General features: G+C 50.1%; 10 protein-coding genes. All 10 read left to right on the top strand.

The window, feature by feature from the left end; translation table 11 throughout:
• Positions 1 to 56 precede the first annotated feature (56 nt).
• The 10 genes from MKX76_RS09810 to MKX76_RS09765 all read left to right on the top strand — a co-directional run bounded on the left by MKX76_RS09810 (position 57) and on the right by MKX76_RS09765 (position 15,790).
• Complete coding sequence (locus tag MKX76_RS09810; RefSeq protein WP_232239275.1) at positions 57 to 2,816, top strand: M60 family metallopeptidase; 2,760 nt, start codon at positions 57 to 59, stop codon at positions 2,814 to 2,816.
• A gap of 229 nt (positions 2,817 to 3,045) precedes the next feature.
• Entirely contained in the window at positions 3,046 to 4,653 is a 1,608-nt protein-coding gene (locus MKX76_RS09805) for an ABC transporter substrate-binding protein (protein ID WP_341033650.1), read from the top strand.
• Positions 4,654 to 4,765: 112 nt separating this feature from the next.
• A complete protein-coding gene (locus tag MKX76_RS09800; protein ID WP_210094871.1) occupies positions 4,766 to 5,713 on the top strand; it encodes an ABC transporter permease in 948 nt (315 codons plus the stop codon).
• A 14-nt stretch (positions 5,714 to 5,727) separates the two neighbouring features.
• Positions 5,728 to 6,606, top strand: a complete 879-nt coding sequence (locus MKX76_RS09795) for a carbohydrate ABC transporter permease (protein WP_007128312.1) — start codon at positions 5,728 to 5,730, stop codon at positions 6,604 to 6,606.
• A gap of 10 nt (positions 6,607 to 6,616) precedes the next feature.
• Entirely contained in the window at positions 6,617 to 8,326 is a 1,710-nt protein-coding gene (locus tag MKX76_RS09790; RefSeq protein ID WP_210094873.1) for an alpha-L-fucosidase, read from the top strand.
• An 83-nt stretch (positions 8,327 to 8,409) separates the two neighbouring features.
• Positions 8,410 to 10,782 carry a helix-turn-helix domain-containing protein gene (locus MKX76_RS09785; protein WP_210094874.1) on the top strand — a complete coding sequence of 791 codons (2,373 nt, stop codon included), beginning with the start codon at positions 8,410 to 8,412 and terminating at the stop codon, positions 10,780 to 10,782.
• Between the two features lie 32 nt (positions 10,783 to 10,814).
• Positions 10,815 to 11,990 (top strand): glycoside hydrolase family 88 protein, encoded by a 1,176-nt coding sequence (locus MKX76_RS09780; protein WP_210094875.1) that lies wholly within the window; start codon positions 10,815 to 10,817, stop codon positions 11,988 to 11,990.
• 282 nt (positions 11,991 to 12,272) lie between these two features.
• Positions 12,273 to 12,911 carry a spore coat protein gene (locus MKX76_RS09775; RefSeq protein WP_007128308.1) on the top strand — a complete coding sequence of 213 codons (639 nt, stop codon included), beginning with the start codon at positions 12,273 to 12,275 and terminating at the stop codon, positions 12,909 to 12,911.
• Between the two features lie 225 nt (positions 12,912 to 13,136).
• Positions 13,137 to 15,104, top strand: coding sequence for a DUF2207 domain-containing protein (locus MKX76_RS09770; protein WP_341033644.1), 1,968 nt, complete (start codon positions 13,137 to 13,139; stop codon positions 15,102 to 15,104).
• Positions 15,105 to 15,352: 248 nt separating this feature from the next.
• Positions 15,353 to 15,790, top strand: coding sequence for a MarR family winged helix-turn-helix transcriptional regulator (locus MKX76_RS09765; RefSeq protein WP_007133286.1), 438 nt, complete (start codon positions 15,353 to 15,355; stop codon positions 15,788 to 15,790).
• Positions 15,791 to 15,821: the final 31 nt, after the last annotated feature.

Here is a 15,821-nt window from a genome sequence, read left to right as displayed (position 1 = left end):
TTCAACATTGCTTTGATAAATTTGACGAGGCATTGGAAGGCAAAGGTCGATTACCCATGTTGTCCGCAACGTGGAAGAATTATTCCATCGAAACCGATGTACCGATCGATTTGGTCCGATTGGACCAATTCACGCCGGAGCAGTTGGATCCGTCCCGCTACCCCGTAGCTTATGTTGACGGGACGCTGAAGGATAGCGAGGTCGACGCCGTCGAGAATTACGTCGCGCAAGGAGGTCATGTCGTTGTCCCCTTAAAGGGATGGGTGATGGAACAATATCCGCATGTCTTTCTTGGGAATGAATATCAGGGACTTTCAGGCAAGCTCAGTGAGGATTACCCGGTGCAGCGCCTATTGAACCGGATGGGTCTTGGTCTGATGAACAATACGGCATCGACTCGAACGGAAACCCTGCCCAAATTGACACCGGAGCAATCCGCCAATTATCATTCGCAAAAGCTGCTGGAACTGGCCGAAGCAATTGAGGCCGGGACTCTGTCACCGGATCAGGTAAACGTCGGGCGGCCTGGTGCCGGCGCGGATAAGAAGCTGCAGGTCATCGCTTCGGTGACCGGTGGAACCGTCAGCAGCATCACTCCGCAGAGTCCGCTGTATGCCGTGATCGAGCAGGATGCGAGCGATTTGGAATCCAATCTTACGTTTCCGCTCGACCGTTCCAAAGCGCCCTATACGAGCGCATTATTAGCGTTTCAATTGGGACGGATCGGAAATGACCTGACGGCCCCCAAATCCCCTTATGCCGATCAATTCCCCGGAGCCGTTCCAGCAGAGGCCCCTCGTGTGACGGGACAATCCGTCCACGTGAATTTTGATTATTCAACCTTTGACTATTTGCGTCAAGGGACGGTTCCTAAAAATTGGATTAGTACAGGGCTGTACGCGCCGGCCGGAGAATGGGTAACGGTTCGTGTGCCCGAAGGCACTCAGCATCTAGACGTTCAGGTTGGGGCGCACACGGACAATCTGACAAGTAAAACGGAATGGGAACGACCGCCGGTCATAACGCAGCGAAAGACCCTCTCTCCGGGTGAGAATCGGATTCGCAGTCCTTTTGGCGGTCTGATTTACTTGATTCCAACCAAGCCTCAGCCTGGCGTTGCGAAGGATATTGAAATCAGCGGCGGAGTTCGCGCACCGCATTATATCCTTGGCGAGACCTCTAAGGCCGAATGGGAAGATACGATTCGGCATCATCCCGCCCCCTGGTCGGAGCTTCAGGGACGCAGGGTGATCTTGACGCTGCCGTCCGAGTATATCAGGCAGCTAGAAGATCCACAGCAATTAGTGGAGAAGTGGGATGCGATCGTGGACTACACCGAGGAAGTTGCGGGGCTTTCCCCGGATCAACCGCTGCCGCACAAAAGTATAGACCTTCCGTTCCGTTATGTTGCGGATCGACAGATTAGTGCTGGTTACATGCATGCGGGCTATCCGATCATGTTTCACATCGATCCTTCAGCGGGCCACGCCGTGGACATATCTCGAGTTACACAGGGAGGATGGGGCTTCTGGCACGAGACGGGCCATGAATATCAGCAAGGAGCCTGGAACTGGAACGTAACAGGTGAAATCACGGTTAATATTTACTCCCTTTACGTTCAGGAGAAATTCGGCAACAGCAGCAACTTATTGATTCGCAATGCCGATGGAAAGGACTTCTATGATTTAGCGTTTGAATATATGGAAAGCGATCTTCCAGGTAAGTCGTTCGGTGCTTCCGGCCAGCTGGATCTCTTCGGCTATCTCGTGATGTTCCGCCAGCTTTCCTTGGCTTATGGATGGGACTTTTACGCTGACCTTCATAAGGCGTACCGAGAGCTGCCGGCATCGCAGCTGCCTGCGACGAACCAGGAAGAGATCGATACGTTTGTCGTGATGGCATCCATTACGGCAGGAGAGAATCTGACGGAGTTCTTCGATAAGTGGGCGCTGCCGTATTCCAAAGCGGAGGTTAAATCCCGCATCGAGGCGTTGAACTTACCGTCCCCTGCGCAGGAATTGTGGCGCTTGAGGGAGACGCATTCGCTTAAAGACCCACCAGAAATCAAGGTCGAGTCGGAAACCGAATGGAACCGTGACTCGGTGCAGGTCTCCATCGCGATGACTCCTGAAGCTGAAGCTGCAGGCATGCGGAGCCAATTTAAGCTAGGATCCAAAGGCACATGGACGAATTATACGGCTCCCATACTCTTGGAAACAGAGGGAGAGACAACCGTATATGCCCGAATGGCCGCTTTGTCTGGCGTGACAAGTGACGAAACCTCCAAGACAGTGAGGATTGATCGGAGCGGACCGGAAATAAAGGCAAATGTGCCACAGTCCGTATACCAAACCGAGCGTTTAACCATTTCGCCTCAAATCACGGACACATTAAGCGGCGTATCGGACTTTAGCTTGGAGCTGGATGGCAAGGAAGCTTCCGAAACGCTGGTTAGAGAGCCATTAACGCTGACAGCCGGACCGCATATTCTTCGTATAACGGCAGAAGATGCGGCCGGGAATGTCACGGTTCGTGAATATCCGATCGAAGTTGTTGTCGATCAGGAACAGCTCGACGATATCGTGAGAGCAGGGGAAGAAAAGGGCTGGATTGATAATCACGGCATCACGCTAAGCCTATTGGCCAAAATTGCAGATCTCCAGCAGCATCCTCCTGGAAGCGAAGGAGCCGATGAAGCGCTCACTTCGCTGGAGAACGCCATCAAAGCACAACGGGGCAAGCACATCGATTCCGGTTTTGCGGAGCTGCTTCTTGGAGACATGGACTACATCCGAAACCAAGTCTCGGCTTCATAGCAGCTTATAACTTGCAAAGGGCGGCCGTTTCGGCCGCCCTTTATTTCTGTAGTGACCGTCCATCATGAAATAAATCAGTCCAAGATTAAATTTAGACAATGTACTGCTTTAAAAATATACTGCACAATTAGAAAATACGGCGGTGTTCAATCGCCAAAATGTTCTGTAAGGTGGTGCTTAACAAACCAGAAATCCGCACAACAAGCAAATGAAAAGGGAGGCAAAGATAATGAAGGTCAACAGGCTTAAAGTATTCTGGATTGTTTTGCTTGCCGCCACCATGTCCATGACAGCGGCAGGCTGCGGAGGCCCTGCCAAGGGACAACCGGAGGCAGCGTTGGACCCGGAATCCCCTCCGGTTCTATCGGAACTGACGTATTGGGTGCAAATCGTTAGCCAGGTGTCCGCTACGATGAAGAGTTACAACGAAATCGAGGCTTATAAGGAATTGGAGAGTTTAACCGGAGTGAAAGTGGACTTTCAGCATCCTCCGCAGGGCCAGCAAGCCACGGAGCAGTTTAACCTCATGATGACCTCGGATAAGCTTCCGGATGTGATCGAATATTCTTGGGCCGGCTATCCTGGGGGACCGGAGAAGGCGATCAAGGACGGCAAAATCATCAAACTCAATGATTTGATCGACCAGCATGCACCAAACTTTAAGAAGGTGCTTGAGGAGCATCCGGAGTGGAAGAAGGAAATTATGACCGATGACGGCAGCATATACGTGTTCCCGTTCCTGCGTACCGACGACAGGCTTAAGGTATTTCTCGGACCGACGATCCGGCAGGATTGGCTCGATAAGCTGGGGCTTTCGATGCCGACGACGATTGATGAATGGTACAACGTGTTGAAGGCCTTTAAGGAACAAGACCCGAACGGCAATGGCAAAGCGGATGAGATCCCACTATATCTGACGAAGGGAGATGTCGATACAACGACCGCTTTTCTCGGAGCATGGGGAATTAACGCCGGATTTTATCAAGAGGAAGGACAGGTTAAATACGGCCCGACTGACCCGAGGTTCAAGGAGTTCCTGACACTCATGAACCAGTGGTACAAGGAAGGCTTACTCGATCAAGACTTTGCGACGACCGATGAGAAAATGCTGGAGGCCAAAATTACCGGCGGCCAAATCGGATCAGCGATTCTATACACCGGCAGTGGGATCGGCAAGTATGGAACGCTCATGAAGGATAAAGATCCGAATTTCAGATTGGTGGCAGCGCCCTACCCTGTGATGAACAAAGGCGACAAGCAAATCTGGGGTTACAAGGACTATGCATTTAACGGAATCGGGGCGGCGATCACGACCAGCAACAAAAATCCGATCGAAACCGTAAAGTGGCTGGATTACGGCTACTCCGAGGAAGGGACCCTGTTATTTAACTTCGGAAAAGAGGGCGTCAGCTATACGATGGAAGACGGCAAGCCCAAATTCAAACCCGAAGTATTAAATGATCCTTCCGGACTGCCAGTGATCCAATCCATGTCCAAGCATAACCGAGCAACCTTCAGCGGGCCGTTAATGCTCGATATTCGTTTCGATGAGCAATATACGACCGAGCCTGATCAGCTGGAGTCCAAGATCATCTGGGCTGAGCCGACCATGGAAAAGAAAATGCCGCGCACAACGCCGACTCAAGCCGAGAGCAGCCGCTATGCTTCAATTATGACAGACATTAACACGTACAAGGACGAGATGTACTTGAAATTCGTCATGGGCGCCGAGCCATTGGATCAGTTCGATAAGTATGTGAAAACCATTGAATCCATGGGTCTAGCGGAAGCCCTGGAAATCCAGCAGAACGCCTTGGAGCGTTACGGTAAGCGGTAGGAAGCAATAAGGCAAAAGATTAAAGGCTAACCGCCGTAGAGCGGCGGAAAATATGCAGTTCCCGTCGCTCTTGGTGCGGCACAATAAATAAAAGTTGGAGGGAGGAATCCGATTGTCTGCTGCACGGGAACATCCCTTCGAGTCTCGCAAAGGGAAATGGACAACGATTGCGAAAGATTTAAGACGGAACAAATACGTCTACATACTGGCGCTTCCCGTTATTCTATACTATGCCGTCTTCCACTACGGACCGATGTACGGTCTATTGATGGCTTTCAAAGATTTCAGTATCGCGGACGGCATTTGGGGAAGCGAGTGGATCGGATTTGAGCATTTTCGCAATTTCTTTAACAGCTATTATTTCGAACGCCTTCTGCGCAATACCGTGCTGATCAATGTTTATGAGCTCATCTTCGCGTTTCCGGCACCGATTATCCTTGCCCTGCTGCTGAATGAAATCCGCAGCCGGCTGTTTAAGCGTACAGTTCAAACGATATCGTATTTGCCGCATTTCGTATCCATCGTCGTGGTTACAGGGATCATGTTCGATTTCCTCGCAAGAGATGGCTTGGTGAATCAGATACTGGGCTTTTTCGGCATCGAATCGATTCCGTTCATGAGCGAGGCCGGATGGTTCCGTACGCTATATGTCGGGTCCGGCATTTGGCAAGGCGTAGGCTGGGGATCAATCATTTATCTTGCCGCCATCGCAACCATTGATCCGACCCTTTACGAAGCAGCCAAGATGGACGGCGCTGGCCGCTGGAAACAGATGCTGCACATAACGCTGCCTGGGATGCTGCCGACGATCATTATTATTTTTATTTTAAATATGGGCTCCATGCTTAGCGTTGGCAGCGAAAAAGTATTGCTGATGTACAGCCCGCTAACTTATGAAACGGCTGACGTGATCTCGACCTTTGTGTATCGGCGAGGGGTTCTGGAGACGGATTACGGTTTTACGACGGCTGTAGGTTTATTTAATTCGGTGGTCAGCTTCATTCTGCTTGTACTCGCGAACTCGATCAGCAAGCGGGTCAGCGAACATAAACTCTGGTAGAGAGGGGGGCGGTTATGGCTAATAAACGAACCGCCGGAGAGACCATATTCGTCTGGTTCAATGCGTTGATTCTAACCGGTCTCTGCTTCGTCACCTTATATCCATTCGTGTACGTTGCCTTTGCTTCGTTCAGCGATCCCGCTTCGTTGGCCCAGCACCGAGGGCTGCTGTTCACGCCGCTTGATATCAACTTCGAAGCCTATAAGGCGGTGTTTAACAATCCGATGATTACGACGGGGTATCGGAACACGCTGATCTACGTTGCGGCGGGAACAGCCATCAATCTGGTGGCCACGGCGATCGGCGCATACGTGTTGTCCCGCAGAAATTTGTACTTTAAAAATCTATTGATGATGTTGATCGTCATTACCATGTTTTTTGGCGGCGGCCTGATCCCGACTTATCTTCTGATCAATAACCTGGGAATGCTGAACACGATCTGGGCGATGCTCATCCCAGGGATGATCGGGACATTTAATATGATCATTATGCGGACTGCCTTTCAGTCCGTACCGATAAGTCTTGAGGAATCAGCGAAAATCGACGGTGCGAACGACCTGATCATTCTGTTCCGAATCATTATCCCCCTGTCCATGCCCGTTATCGCCGTAATGATTCTATGGTATGCCGTGGGACACTGGAATTCATATTTCGGGGCGCTCATCTACCTGCGGGACCGGGAGTTATTCCCGCTCCAGCTTGTGCTCCGGGAAATTCTCATAACCAATACGACGGACAACATGATGACGGAAGCCTCCGGGGACCGGATGGCGATCGCGGACACGATTAAATATGCAACGATCATCGTGTCCACATTACCGATACTGCTTCTGTATCCGTTTTTGCAAAAATACTTCGTCAAAGGTGTCTTGATCGGCGCCATTAAGGAATAGGAGGAGAACGATGGCTGATTCATCATTAGATATCGTAGCGGAAAGCAAGAACCGGATGCAGTGGTGGAAGGATGCCAAATTCGGCATGTTCATCCACTGGGGGGTGTATTCGCTGCTCGGCAAAGGAGAGTGGGTGATGTATGCTGACAAAATTCCGGTAAAGGAATATGAGAAGCTTGCCGGGGAATTCAACCCGACACAGTTTGATGCCAAAGCTTGGGTGAAATGTGCCAAAAGGGCCGGCATGAAATATATCGTCATCACGGCCAAGCACCACGATGGCTTCGCCATGTACCACTCGCGGACGGACCCGTTCAATATTGTTGATGCTTCTTCATTCGGCCGGGATCCGTTGAAGGAACTGTCCGAAGCTTGCAGGGAGGAAGGAATCAGGCTCTGCTTCTACTATTCTCATGTGATTGATTGGCATCATCCGCATGCGCTTCACGATACATTTAACAATCTGTGGGACTATGAGCTGGAGAAGAAGGCGTTCTTCAGTTATTGGAACCATAAAGCAAAGGGGCAAGTGCGCGAGCTGCTGACGGAATACGGCCCCGTCGGACTGCTCTGGTTCGATACATCCGGGGGATTGTCGAAGAAGGAGAGCGAAGCGATGGTCAACATGATTCGTGAGCTTCAGCCCGATTGCCTGATTAACAGCAGAGTGAGCCATTGGCCTGATTTTGGTGATTACCAATCCAAGGGCAATAACGAAATCCCGATGTATGGCGAGGAAACGAGGGAATGGGAAACGCCGATGACCCTAAATCAATCGTGGGGGTACAGCACCAAGGATCAAGTGTGGAAATCGACGGATGCTTTGATCCGAAAGTTGGTGCATATCGTAAGCAAGGGAGGGAATCTGCTGCTCAATGTCGGCCCTACGGAAACAGGAATAATTCCGGAACAATCCGCTTTGCGCCTGAAGGAAGTTGGCGAATGGCTTGCTCGAAATGGAGAGGCGGTCTACGGTACGAGCGCAAGCCCGTTCCCTTATGAGCTGGAGTGGGGAGCGGTTACGGTTAAAGAAGATATTCTCTTCCTTCATGTATACAACCGTTATTGGCCAGAGGGAGAACTGGCATTGAACGGGGTGAGAAATACGGTTAAACATGCATATCTGCTCACGGACCCGACGACAAGCAGTCTTCCCGTGCACCAGAGCTATCAACCGGAAACGGACCATCACGCGATGCGGATCCGACTGCCCAAGCATCCCCCGGAAGACCATGTATCGGTTATTGCATTGGAAGTCGAGGGCAAGATCGATGTAGATCGGGGGTTTATCCAACAGGCGAATGGCTCCATTAAGCTGGATCTTGTACTGTCAGAGATAACGACCGGGAGCGAGATGAACGAGGCACGGTGGAGCTTTAAGGCCTCATCTTCCGGCATTTACGAAGTCATGCTTGTTAATTTCAAAAAATCCGGTGCCGTTTGGGAAAAGGAATACGATCATGAGGTCACCGTACGGGCGGCAGGGCAGACGATCTCATGTATTCCCCAAGAGGATAAGGTCGTCAACGACTCCATATCCTGTCAGCATCCGTACACCGAGGTTCATTCATCTGTCGGACGGATCGTAATTGAGGATCCGGGTACGTATGCGTTGACCTTATCAACCAAGCTTGCGAAACCGAAGCCTTTCGGACCGGAAATTTGGCAGGCGGCAGCCGTGAAGCTTCGTTCGGTTCGATTGGTTCCTCTCATTGGATGACCGGACTTATTAAAGGGATTGCTAGTCCGTTTGGCGAAGGATTCAAGAAATAGGTTTCCATACATTTTCTTGGAGGAATGCCCATGATCTCGATACCCGGCTTTATTCCCGGCAAGCGAAAGAGGAGCAGCCGGGGACGCGTCTTGAAAACCATGATCGTTTCGTACATGCTCATCCTGTTATTGCCTATGACCGTGGGGCTTTTTCTATATGGACGGGTGGAAAACGTGATGGAAAACAATGTGGAGCGTTCAAATTCGGCAATGCTGGAGCAGCTGCGGCTTTCAATGGACAGCAAGCTTAAAGAAGTGGATATTTTGGCCAAACAAATCATGTTTAACCCGAAGCTGGCTCATTTGCTGAATCTTGATAGGCAAGATCCAGCCGGGGCGTATCGCCAGGTAGAATTCGTCCGCGATTACTTGAACCGCTATCAATCTTTTGTAAGCGGATTCGTGAAGGACTATTATGTTCATCTGCAAGCGGGAGACGTCATTCTAAAGCCGGGAATGCGGACGGATGCAAGAACCTTCTACGACAAGTATTATCGGTTTGAGCATATGGAATTTGAAACTTGGAAGCGGACGTTGCTCGGCAGCTACCACAACAAGGCTTTCTTGCCCTCCAATGTGCTGCTGCAGGACCCGAATCAAGCAAATGGCAACCCGGCGGATGTCATCACTTATGCGCAGTCCCTTCCGTTCCATGAAGTTTCCAATATCCGCGGAACGCTTGTGATCATGATCGATGGGCAGCAGCTTCAGGAGATGTTCCGGCAAATCGAGTCCGCGAACGACAGCGAGATTTATATCCTCGACAAGGAACAGGGCGTGATCGCAAGCTCCTCTGGCTCGGAGCTGTCATTACAGGTGACGGAAAAGCTGGCTGGTCCATCGGGATTGTTTAAAACTACATTAAATGGCACGGACAGCATGATAACCTTTACGGAATCCAAGGAAGCTGGCTGGCATTATGTGTCCGTCATGCCGATGGACAGCGTTATGGAACGAGTATCGCAGCTAAAGAGAATGGCGCTCACGGTGTTAGTCGTATCGCTTGTCGCGGGGGCGGCCATTGCTTGTTGGTTTGCATACCGACAATATAGTCCCGTCAAACGGGTGGTTGATGCCATACTTCAAGGAAAGCCGGTTCAGGATAAGCCGGCCGCAAACGAATATGATTTTATTTTGCAAACGATCGAAGGCTCGCTCGTTGAGCAGCGGCATCTGAGAGAGCGATTGTTCAGGCAGACGCCTGTCATCCGTGCCGATTTTCTGTCAAGGCTCATTCGGGGATACATTGATCCGGAACATGCGGGCGATCACGGGGGGCCGTCATTAGCGACGATGGGTATACACTTCGCGTCCGACAAGTTTGCAGTCATCATTGTTCAAGCAGTGAATATTACAAGGCTGTCACCAGAGCCATCCGAGCAAGACTGGACGCAAATTCGGTTTATCATCTCGAATATCGGCACGGATATTGCAAATTCGGGACATCAGGGATTCGCTGTCGATCTGGAACGCGATCGGGTAGCGATCCTGATCAATTTCCATCCGGTTGAAGAGGTGGAAACAGGACTCTTCCTTCATGAGATCGCAGAACGATTGCTTCGGGTCTTGGAGGACCGTTTTCATATTTCCGTGACGATCGCCGTCAGCAGCGTACACACAGGAAACGGAACCATCGGCAGCGCTTATCTGGAAGCAATGGCAGCCCTGGATTACCGGATGTTCAGCGGTAGAAATTCAATCATTCACTTCGGGCATGTACGGGACATTAAGCATCATTATTACTATCCGATCGAATTCGAGACGCAGCTTGTCAACCATGTGAGAAGCGGAGATACGGAAAACGTCGCTAAGCTGCTGGACAATATTTATACGATGAATTTTAATTCATCGGGAATGACCCCTGAGCTGGGAAGATGCTTGTTCTTCAACATTATCAGCACATTTCTGAAAATACTGAATTTGACGAACACGGATCATGAAAGCCTTCTAGGCCCGAGCTTTGATCCCGTAAAACACATATTCGGTTGTTCCACAAGCGATGAAATGCATACCGAGACCAAGCGGTTGTATGAAAAGCTGTCCCGTCTCTTTCATACGGAGCACAGCGATCACAGCATCCAGCTGCAGCAGGATTTGATGGTATTCATCGACCGGAATTTAACTGACTATAATCTAGGACTTGGCATGATTGCCGACCATTTCGGCATGACGCCGCAATATATCTCGAGTTTCTTTAAGAAGATGAATCAATGCAATATCACCGACTATATTACCCGCGCGAGGATTGAGAAAGCGAAGACTTTGATGGAGCAATCGGAACTGACCAATGCGCAGCTGGCCCAACTAGTCGGCTATACAAACGATGTCGTGTTCATCCGGGCATTCAAGAAATTGGAGGGGGTAACACCCGGCAAATATCGGGTGAGTGCAAGCGGGCATTAAACTTGAACGTGAAGAGGAGTGGCCAATTAGACATGGAAGCGATCCAGGAACCATTAAAATACGGCGTGACCACGACTTGGACGCGTCAAAGGACCGAAGCCGCCATTGAATTCGTGCTGCATAAGATCGATGAAAATTTGGACACATTTTCGGACCGTTTTCCGTCCCCTGCAAGCCGTAATCATATCTACGAGCCAATCGGCAACACGGAATGGACCTCGTCCTTCTGGACCGGGATGCTGTGGTTGGCATATGAAGTTACAGGTGATGCGAAGTACCGCTCGACCGCGGAGCATCAACTCCACAGCTACAAGGAGCGTGTGGAGCAGCGCATCGCAACGGAGACGCATGATCTGGGTTTTTTGTATTCCTTGTCCTGCGTGGCTGCATACAAATTGACCGGGAACGAAGATGCAAGACAGGTTGCCTTGGCCGCCGCAGACCTATTGATGGAGCGGTTTTTCGAGAAAGCCGGCATCATTCAGGCTTGGGGGAAGCTGGACCAACCGTCTCAGCGCGGCAGGATGATCATCGACTGTTGCATGAATTTGCCTTTGCTCTATTGGGCGACTGAAGAAACCGGTAAACCGAAATATCGACGTGCTGCCATAAGCCATGCCCGGCAATCCGCTGCATATTTGATTCGTGAGGATTCCTCAACGTACCATACGTATTATATGGATGTCGAGAGCGGAGAGCCAAGATTTGGGCAAACGTCCCAAGGGTACGCGGATCATTCATGCTGGTCGCGCGGTCAGGCCTGGGCCATTTATGGTTTGCCGCTCAGTTATGCATATACAAGGGAAGAAGCGCTGCTGCATCATGCTGAGCGGGTCACGAAATACTTTTTGAATCGGCTGCCTGAGGATTATGTGTGTTATTGGGATTTGATATTCACCGAAGGCCTGGAAGAAGAGAGGGACAGCTCGGCGGCCACCATTTCGGTATGCGGAATGCTGGAACTGGCTAAGCACTTGCCGCTCTCGCATCCGGAGCGCCGAACGTACGAGAACGCAGCACTTCGTATCCTGGAGTCTTTATCCGATCGATATACGACGGCTTCGCTCCCTGAATCCAACGGCATTCTCCAGCATGCGGTGTATGGAAAGCCGCTCGGGAACGGAATCGACGAATGCTGCATATGGGGAGATTATTTCTATTTTGAAGCGCTGGTGAGGGTTTTAAAAGATTGGGATATGTACTGGTAAAGGAAAGAACGAGATGCCGAGAAGTACGAACAAATTGCTAATGACCGCCATTTGGCGGCCGTCTTTTTTGTTGCAGGCACAATCAAATCCAATCATCAATTACTTCATGTTGACTTCGCTTGGCTCACGCTGCATTTTCTCTGAATAACTTAAGTCGATTCTTATAACAATAAACCTTGGACTCCATATTTGAACTGCAGATAAGGAGCCATTCCCAAGCCATAATCCGGCTATCAAGTTGATGCATTGGAAATAAGGCTAAAATATGAGGAGGTTATATGCATGCAATTCCAACAGCCGCAAAATCACCAAAATATTGAAACCGGTATGGTTCCTCCGCAATTGAACCATGGCGGGCACGAAATGTTCGACGTCCACGAAGTGTTGGCAGGGGCCATCAATACGATTGATACTTATACGATGCTAAGCGGGCACGTACAAGATCCGGAGCTTCGGGATATTATGCAGCGCCAGAAGCAATTTATGGCTGATGAATACAACATCACCTTGGAGTGCTTTAAATCAGGGCAAGACCCATCCAAACCGACCCAAAGCTATAAAATGAAGCAGGGGAATGACTTTACTTACGGGATGAAGCCATCCCAGCCGAAGAAACCAATGCAGTCGACAGCAGAAATAAACGATGAGTTCATTTCCCAATGCATGCTGAATGCGGTTAAAGCCGGTGCTACCGTAAAAACAAATGCCGCCCTGGAATCCACCAATCCAGTCGTGCGCCGGGTGCTTGCAGATTCGCTGCCAAACTGTATTGAAATGGCTTATGAAATCTCCCTGTATCAGAACAAGCATGGCTACTATCAGGTACCACAGCTTCCGCGGCAGGATATGACGCAAATGCAAAATAGCTACGCTCCTGCTATGGTTCAGCCGCAAACACCTGGCAATATAATGCCTCACTAATGATCCAAGCGCCTTATCTCGAATGGGATAGGGCGCTTTTTTTACGACAACTTTTACCATTGCCGGCTCGTTTAAACTCCTTTCACAGCAATCGCGGGAAGTTACTGGGAGCCATCGAAAATGCTTGCCAGATCGCAAATCTTTCATTAACATGAAATGAATCTGTCTATACCTTCGAAAGGAGTATGCCATGATTGTCCTTTAAGGAAACAGGAGGATGGCTTAATGAGTAAAGGCTCGAAATCTGTGATGTTGTTGACAACGGTGGTTCTTCTGGTTGTTCTTCTCGTAGGCTGCGGCGGCACCGACAAATTGACGGTCGATCAGGTTGACATCGTGGCCGATCTGCTGCCGGACGGTGACTTGTACGTGGAGGAGCTTTTTACCTATACTGTCAGCGGTGAGTACGATTCGATATCGCGATTTATGGACAATTTCGGGGATGCGAATATCGAGTTCTTCGAGGCATATGTTCCACCCGTCGATCGGGAACTAGGCAATTTCGGCTATCAAAGTTTAGAGCGGTATCCGGTCACCTTAAGATGGAAAAGGGGTTCCTACTTCATCGATGTACAGGCAAAGGATGAAACCAGGCAGGTATACTATCGCTACAGGCTTGATAAGGAGGCAGTGAAATATGACGATCGCGGAGAGCTGGATTGGTCATTGCTTAAGGATAACGACAAGGAGCATCAGAACGTATCGGTTACGCTGCGTATAAGGCAGCCTGTGCAAGAACCGGTTATCGTCTATGCTTACGACCGCTCCGGTGGGGCTGTTACGGAGACTTCCGAACGAGTATCCCGATACGAAAACAAGCTTCTGCCGAAGGGGGATCATGTGCGGATGAAGGTGTTTGTTCCAGCAGAGGCGCTTCCCGAGTTGGAAACGACGTCGTCTTCTTCCCTACTATCGGAACGGCTGGAGCAAGAATCGGCGCTTCAACGCCGATTCGTGGAGCGGGATCGTCTGCTTGAAGCCGGTGTTTATGTAAGCCGCTGGATGACTTATGCCGCAATAGCAGGTGTCGTGTTTTATGCACTATCCATTCGCAGGCTCGCAGCATGGTGGGACGGACGGCGAATAACCATGGAAGAGATTGAACATATGGATCCGAGCAGTCTGGTCTACCTCTTCAGGAAAGGTAAGCTTCGGCGCGAAAATGTTCTCGCCAGTGTGTTTGCTCTGCGACGCAAGGGCATGCTCGATATTTCCATGGAGCATTTGGGAACGCGGTTTCAGCAAGATGACAGCGCCCCGAAGGAGGGCCCGCAGTTCAGATTCGCGGGGAATCGTTCCGGCTTGACGAAATCGGAGCGGTATCTTCTGAGCTGGCTGTTTCGTGGGACGGAATTTCTGAAACTGGACAGCATATCCGGGCCCACGAAATCAGAACGTCATCAAAAAAGCTCGATGCACATCTACAAGAATCGCTTGAAAGGCCTGGAGACAGGGTTCAATCGTTGGCGGGAGATCGTGGAGCAAGAGAATCGCCAAACGATAAAGTACGGAGTATATTGGCCGAGAAAAATAATCTTCGCCATGCTTGCTCTCGTGCATGTTACATTGCTGACCTACCTGTATATCGCAGACGTTATATCATGGGGATGGATCGGCGTAATGATTCTTATTTTGGGAGGCGGAGCCGTCCTGGCTTCTATTCGTTGGCGTCAGAAAAAATATATCATAGCCTTCTTGATCGTCTGCTTCTTCATGGGTGCTCAAATCATGTACGACCCGGTCGTTGATACATACTTGGACTTTGTTCTTCTATCGATTCTATTGGTCGGACTTATGCCCGGAGTCGTATTAGATCGCAGATCGGAAGCCTGCCGGAGCACGGTGAAACGATATCGCAGAATGCTGGCTAGAGGCGGCAGAAGCGAAGATCGCGAGCCTATTCATCTCGAACGGATGATGGAAGCGGCGCTTCTGCTCGGCGTAGGACGGAGGTTTTTGACACGTATTCGAAAGAAGCAACCGGATTATGTCCGATCTCACGCTTCTCCGCTATTTGATCCCGCTTCGCATGTTGCGCTTGATTTTGCCTTTCAACGGTCATGGAAAGGGTTGGCTGGCAACTCGTCTTCATGGAGCAGCAGCGGCGGAGACGGTGGGGATGGGGACAGCGGTGGCGGATTTTTCGGGGACAGCAATGACAGCGGCAGCGATGGAGGAGATGGCGGCGATTAAACTGCAGGCTGAAGCGAGAACTTTTTAGCGTATTTTCCTTTATTCGTAAGCAGCAATATTCATCAATCTTGGCAATTTAGGAGCCCCTCGTTTGATCTAACATTGGTCAGAGGGGCTTTTTTTATTGTCTTCTTCGTATCTAAATTTCGATTAGAGGACAATCTCGCGCGTTTTCGGTCGTGGAAAGGCTTGACACCTAGTCATGTGGAATGATAATTTGTATGCACAACTAAAAAGGAGTGTATAAGATGGAACACTTTCATGACCACTTACTCAAGGGATGTCTATACTTCACGGCCAATCAGTTGGCCCGCTCCATGACCAAACTAGCCGAGGATGAATTTCGCATAACTGGCTTGTCTCCGACCTACGCGTTCCTGATGATTGCCGTGAATGAGAAGCAAGGCATTTCTCAGAAGGAGCTTGGAGAGGTTTTGCATATAACACCTTCAACGGTGACCCGTTTTATCGAGAAGCTGCAGGCTAAAGGCCTGGTGTACGCTGAACAAAAGGGCAGAATGTCCTTGATTTACTCCACGGAGAAGGGGAAAGAGCTGCAGCCGGATATCGAGAAAGCTTGGCTTAACCTCTATGATCGGTACTCCAATATCATCGGAGAACAAACCGGAATCGAATTAACAGAACAGCTATTCCAGATAAGCAATCAATTGGAGGGTAAAAAGTAGAGTTAAAAAAACGCCGCCTGTCTCTTTCAGG

It is taken from the genome of Paenibacillus sp. FSL R5-0810 (genome assembly GCF_038002285.1).
GTDB classification, from domain to species: Bacteria; Bacillota; Bacilli; order Paenibacillales; family Paenibacillaceae; genus Paenibacillus_AQ; species Paenibacillus_AQ lactis.
Note: the sequence above shows the minus strand (reverse complement) of the source record. Positions and strands in the feature narration are given on the sequence as shown.

Coding starts and splice junctions, on each gene's coding strand:
- MKX76_RS09810 (WP_232239275.1), top strand. CDS start 57: ATGTTGTCCGCAACGTGGAAGAATTATTCCATCGAAACCGATGTACCG.
- MKX76_RS09805 (WP_341033650.1), top strand. CDS start 3,046: ATGAAGGTCAACAGGCTTAAAGTATTCTGGATTGTTTTGCTTGCCGCC.
- MKX76_RS09795 (WP_007128312.1), top strand. CDS start 5,728: ATGGCTAATAAACGAACCGCCGGAGAGACCATATTCGTCTGGTTCAAT.
- MKX76_RS09790 (WP_210094873.1), top strand. CDS start 6,617: ATGGCTGATTCATCATTAGATATCGTAGCGGAAAGCAAGAACCGGATG.
- MKX76_RS09785 (WP_210094874.1), top strand. CDS start 8,410: ATGATCTCGATACCCGGCTTTATTCCCGGCAAGCGAAAGAGGAGCAGC.
- MKX76_RS09780 (WP_210094875.1), top strand. CDS start 10,815: ATGGAAGCGATCCAGGAACCATTAAAATACGGCGTGACCACGACTTGG.
- MKX76_RS09775 (WP_007128308.1), top strand. CDS start 12,273: ATGCAATTCCAACAGCCGCAAAATCACCAAAATATTGAAACCGGTATG.
- MKX76_RS09770 (WP_341033644.1), top strand. CDS start 13,137: ATGAGTAAAGGCTCGAAATCTGTGATGTTGTTGACAACGGTGGTTCTT.
- MKX76_RS09765 (WP_007133286.1), top strand. CDS start 15,353: ATGGAACACTTTCATGACCACTTACTCAAGGGATGTCTATACTTCACG.